The following is a 5,183-nucleotide window of genomic DNA, read 5'->3' on the forward strand; positions in this document are numbered from 1 at the left end:
CCTTTAGCGAAGCTTGGGCGCTGGACGCACTCGTCGCGTTGGCTGACAGTATTCAATCTTACATGCGTCGCCGGTCTTTGCTCAGTGTCCGCTCTCATGCTCTGGGACATGCGCGAGGATGCGACCCAACGGACGGAAATCACGTCGCGCAGCCTGCTGCAGGTGTTGGAGCGGGATATCGCCCGCAACATCGAGCTGTATGACCTGTCCTTGCAGGCGGTCGTCGACGGCATGAAGCGACCGGACGTGGCGCGAGCTGCCCCCGAGCTTCGTCACATGATCCTCTTCGATCGCTCGGCGACGGGTCTCGGCTTTGGCTTCATCATGGTGTTGAACGCGACCGGCGATGTCGTTCTCAACTCCCAATCGGTCGCGCCACGAGTGCTGAACCGAGCAGATGGCGAGTATTTTCAGTACTTTGCCGCTCACAACGATGATGGGCTCCATATCAGCCCGCCGGCCATCTCCCGCCTGACGGGCAAATGGGTGGTCATGATGAGCCGCCGCTTGTCGAACCCCGATGGCTCGTTTGCCGGGGTCGTCGCCGGTGCCATCCATCTCGACTACTTCCGCGGTCTGTTCGCCGCCGCAGGCGTGGCTCGCATCGGCACCGTGACCTTGTACGGACCGGGTGGATCAATCCTGATGCGGGAGCCATTCGATCAGCAGCTGCTGGGCGAAAGCGTCGCGAACCAGCCCAGCTATCAGCGTATCCTGACCCGCCAAAAAGGCAGCTTCGTCGGTCCAGCGATGGTTGGGGAGGGGGAGCGCCGTTTCGTGTTCACCCACGTCGGAGATCAGCCCCTGCAACTCAGCACCGCGATCCCGCCGGCGGATATCTATGCGGACTGGTGGCAGAAAGCCCTGGCCCTTGGTGGAACCGTACTGGCGCTCTGCGGAGCCACCATAGGGCTGACGTGGCTGTTCCGTTGCGAACTCGATCGGCGACGCGCTGCCGAGGTGGCTACGATCGCTCTCAACGTCGAGCTTGAACTGCTGGCAACGACGGATGGGCTGACCGGCTTGTCCAATCGTCGTAGCTTCGATGAGGTTCTCGCTCGGGAATGGTCGCGCGCGGTGCGAACCTCACAGCCGCTCTCGCTGATCCTGCTGGATGCAGACTCCTTCAAGGGGTTCAATGACCGTTACGGGCATCAGAGAGGCGATGAAGCCTTGAAGCTCATCGCTCGGGCGATTGAGCCGGTCATCGGCCGTTCCGGTGATACCGGCTACCGCGTCGGCGGCGAGGAGTTTGCGGTCATCCTGCCCGATACGGACAAGGAGGGCGCCAGGATCGTCGCCAGCCGCATCCAACAGGCTGTGCCCGGCTGGAAGCTCCCTCATGCCAGTAGCAATCACGCGGTGCTTACGGTGAGTTGCGGGTTGGCCCAGATCCCCGAGGCAGTTGCGATGGAACCCGCGGGGCTGTTTCGTGCTGCCGACGCCGCTCTCTACGAAGCCAAGAGATCGGGCCGCAACTGCGTTCGGGTTTCGGGTTCAGTGAGTCCTGATCTACGCCTGGTCATAGGCTGAAGCCACCGGCGTCGCATCTTCTCCACGGCCATGTGAACCGCGATCGCCTGGAGCACCAGCGCCGACGCTCGCGCACCTTGTTCCGACGCAAGGCCTCGGGCGACCTGTTTCGCGGGTCCTATCCAACCGCGAATAGGTCAAGCTGAAGCGCCGATCCCTGCCCCCTGCCCCGCCGGCCACCTCGTGAAAGCGTCTTGATCACCGGCAGTGCTCCGGTCCCCTTGGCATGCAGCACGGCTCCCACGATCTGACAGCCGTCGCCATGATGGTACGCGTAGGCGCGGCAGCCATCGGCCTGCAGGATCTCCTGAACAATCGCCTCGTCATCTGGACGTGCGTGCAAGGCATTCAGCAAACATGTCAGGCCAAGCGAGGCAACGTTCGAGAAGTAGAACTCGCGCTGGTATCCGGTCCAAATCTGGCGCTGCGCACCGATGCTGGTTCGCGAGAACGGATTGTAGGGCGAAACCACCGTACTCTCATCTAGGACGAAGGCGGCGATCGCGTCCCGATCAGCGATATGTGGGGCTGCCCGGATCGATGCAGCGAGCTGACGCTGAGGAATTGGCACGCGATCACATCCTCATACCGTCATGGACTGAGATCGGATCGAACCACGAGCGATCCGATCTCGGCACGTTTCTCGAAGAAGAAGGCCCTAAAAGTTCAAAAAGAGCCCTGAACCCGCCTGTTTGGCTATGTCATTGCGAAACAGATCGTTTTACGAATTGCCGTCATGCCACAGCTCGTAGCCGTGCCCATCTCAAGGTTTGAACTTTGGATCCTGCGTCGTCCCCGCGATGGTGGTGGGCGCATCGACACACAGCGCATTCAGATCGAGGCGAACTCGGGGGATCAGGCGATCGCTCAAGGGAGGTTTCTCGCAGAGGCGATCCTCGAAGGCTGGACTGGTGTGGCGATGCTGACCAACGAAGCTGGTGCCCTGATCTGGTCGACGCGTAGGGACATGCCACCGCCGACAGCACTTGGCATGGTTTGATCGATGGCCATCTGCTGTGGGTGGGCGTGACCAAGGCCAGAGAGATGCTGGCTGGGCACCATTACGCGCTCGATGCGAAGCGTCCAGAGCCGCCATGGTGTTGCCAGTGGCAGAAAGTCGGCCTCATCAAGCACGTGCTCGGCCTGGTCGCCATGCGTGACCACCATGCGGAACGGCACCTCGCCCGGCGGCCCGATCAGCACGACCGTCAGGGTGTTGAAGCCGTCATGCAGCCACGACGTGACGTCGTGGTGGAAGCCGTCCTCCGTCGGATCAAGCCCCTCCAGCGCGGGCTGCGTCACCGCGTAGGTGTTGAGACTGACCATAGCGCGGCTCCCCGCGCCCCACAGTGTGAGACGCAGCCGCTCCCCGGCTCGAATGTGCATGCTGTGCCCCGCTACAAGGGCCAAACTGACCGGTTCGAGGGTTTTCCACAACGGGAACGAGGCGTGAACGGCAACGCTTCATTAACGCTGTTGCTGGAGCGCTCCACCCCCCTATCCCTGAAGATCCACTGGCCGATCCAACAATAGGAAGCCCCCATAGCTTGGTCGGGCGACCGAAGGCGGTATAGCTCAAGTTCGCAAGCGCAATTGCAAGACAATACATCTATAAGTTGAATTGCTGGTTGTATCAAATGCAATCGAATTTTCTACCAGCCTGTATCGTTGCCTGAGGCATTCTAGGAGCAACAGGGGAGGCACCTAACCAGCGGTCTCCGCCCACCTATTTCCCTGCCAGGAAACTCAGACCATGATCGGCCCCATCCTCGTTTCGGTGTGCCTCCGTACCTTGGGATCACCAGCCATCGGCTGGCCGGTGCGTGCCGTCATCGTTCTGGCATCGCGACTCAAATCACCCCGCGGCGGGGTCGCTTACAGCCAAGCCACCGCAATGGTCCCGGTTCGGTAGCTCATGAGATTAATGCGTGGCGGTGGGGCTCAAGCCGCCCGAGCAAGATCGCCCTCGATCGAGGCGAGGGCCCGCTCCAGAGCCGCGAAGCAGGCCGGGTCGAACGATGTGCCGAGATCTGCACGCATAATGCCGAGCGCCTTCTCAAGCGACATGGCGGCCCGGTAGGGTCGGTCAGCGGTCAAGGCATCCAACACGTCGGCTACCGAGACGATGCGGGTCTCGGGGGCAATCGCATCGCCACTCAGCCCGCGCGGGTAGCCCTTGCCGTCCAGCCGTTCGTGGTGGCCGCCGCCGATCAAGGCCATCTCGTGGAACACCGGCACGCGGGCCAGGATGGTCTCAGACAACGAGGCGTGATTGCGCATGTCACGCCACTCCGCATCGTCCAGCTTCCCGTTCTTGTCGAGGATCGCGTTCGAGACACCGAGTTTGCCAACATCGTGCAGGAGTGCGGCTCGCTTGAGCCAGCGGCGGCGTTCCCATGTGTAGCCAAGTTCGGCCGCGATCATGTCCGCGTAGACTGCGACCCTCTCCGAGTGGCCGGAGGTGAAGGGGCTCTTGGCATCGATGATTTGTGCGAAGGCACGGGCGATATCGTCGAGGTAGTCTTCGTCAACGACGATCGGGCTGCCCGGTGCCAGGGCGAGCACCGCTGCTTCGACTTGGTCCGAGGCGAGGGTCTCCCAGAAGCTGGGATCGGCCGCGATAGTCTCGAAACAGGCAACGACCTGAGGATCGAACCACGTGCCTGAGCGAGCCCGCACTTCGGCGATTGCGGCCGCAGGGCCGGCAGCCGTGTGGAACACGTCCACGACCTGGGCCAACAGTGCCACGCGAGCGTAGAGCGGGATTGCGGGACCAGCGATACGGTCTGGACGACCACCGCCGTTCCAGTGCTCATCGAGGGCGTGAATGGCCTCGCAGACGCTGGCGGGGAAACGAAGCTGACGGGCGATCTCGGCACCACGCTGACAGCGGGTCTGGATCAGGTCATCAGTGATCGCTCCACCGTTCTGCAGAATGTTGAGAACGGCACGAAAGCGATCGGCGAGGCCGGCCTTGAGGCCGGTATGAGAGAAGACGAAGCCCAACACCTTCGGCAGGCTGTCGCTCACCGTCTTGAAGTCACGCTTGAAGCTAAGATCGTCTGAGAGATAGAGTTCGCAGATACGCGCGGCGTTGCTGGAGCACCCGAGGTCCTTGAGCATCACCGTGTGGTAGAGTTCCCAGAGCTGCAAGTCCGGCAGGCCCATCACTCGGCCGATGTGGAAGCCGATCCAGGTCGAACGGACGCAATGCCCGACGGGCTGACCTTCCGTCAGGTCAAGGGCATGGCTCAAGGAGCCGAGCACTTCCGACAGCTGAACCGTCCTGGCCTCCTCTTCGCTGCCTGATACGATCCGCATCGTTCTCGTCCAGCCTCTTGCCTTATAGGTCTCGATAGGCGGCAAGACTGCCTGAAGAACCTGATCAAAGCGTTGCGCTGCCTCTCGCTCGCTAATTAGCCCCGAGCAGACCTTTCTGGCTTCCGCAAAAAGTCGGGAGCGGACCCAGAGTGTGAGTTCCATCCGTGAGACTTCGACCGCTAGGAATGGCCACGAAAAAAAACTAGGACGGCAGAATTGGCTGTTTGAGCGTTGAGGGTGCGGGGGCGTCTACGGGGAGGCGCATGATGTCTCGCACCCAGTGTCGGACGCCGGATCGTGAGCGGGTCCTGGTTCCGGTCCGCCAGCAC

General features: G+C 61.9%; 4 protein-coding genes. 1 reads left to right on the forward strand and 3 read right to left on the reverse strand.

What is annotated here, in order from left to right; translation table 11 throughout:
- The coding region (locus FV234_RS25100) for a sensor domain-containing diguanylate cyclase (protein WP_210250981.1) at nucleotides 1-1,533 on the forward strand (1,533 nt) is incomplete at its 5' end.
- Between the two features lie 118 nt (nucleotides 1,534-1,651).
- On the opposite strand, the gene FV234_RS25105 is transcribed toward FV234_RS25100, so the two are convergent.
- The 3 genes from FV234_RS25105 to FV234_RS25115 form a co-directional block, all read right to left on the reverse strand.
- Nucleotides 1,652-2,104 (reverse strand): hypothetical protein, encoded by a 453-nt coding sequence (locus FV234_RS25105; protein WP_147832350.1) that lies wholly within the window; start codon nucleotides 2,102-2,104, stop codon nucleotides 1,652-1,654.
- Nucleotides 2,105-2,400: 296 nt separating this feature from the next.
- Nucleotides 2,401-2,859, reverse strand: a complete 459-nt coding sequence (locus FV234_RS25110) for a hypothetical protein (protein ID WP_147832351.1) — start codon at nucleotides 2,857-2,859, stop codon at nucleotides 2,401-2,403.
- A gap of 615 nt (nucleotides 2,860-3,474) precedes the next feature.
- Nucleotides 3,475-4,854, reverse strand: coding sequence for an HD-GYP domain-containing protein (locus tag FV234_RS25115; RefSeq protein ID WP_147832352.1), 1,380 nt, complete (start codon nucleotides 4,852-4,854; stop codon nucleotides 3,475-3,477).
- Between the last annotated feature and the right edge of the window lie 329 nt (nucleotides 4,855-5,183).

The organism is Methylobacterium sp. WL8, assembly GCF_008040045.1.
In the GTDB taxonomy this organism is placed as follows: Bacteria; Pseudomonadota; Alphaproteobacteria; order Rhizobiales; family Beijerinckiaceae; genus Methylobacterium; species Methylobacterium cerastii.

Coding starts and splice junctions, on each gene's coding strand:
- FV234_RS25110 (WP_147832351.1), bottom strand. CDS start 2,859: ATGGTCAGTCTCAACACCTACGCGGTGACGCAGCCCGCGCTGGAGGGG.
- FV234_RS25115 (WP_147832352.1), bottom strand. CDS start 4,854: ATGCGGATCGTATCAGGCAGCGAAGAGGAGGCCAGGACGGTTCAGCTG.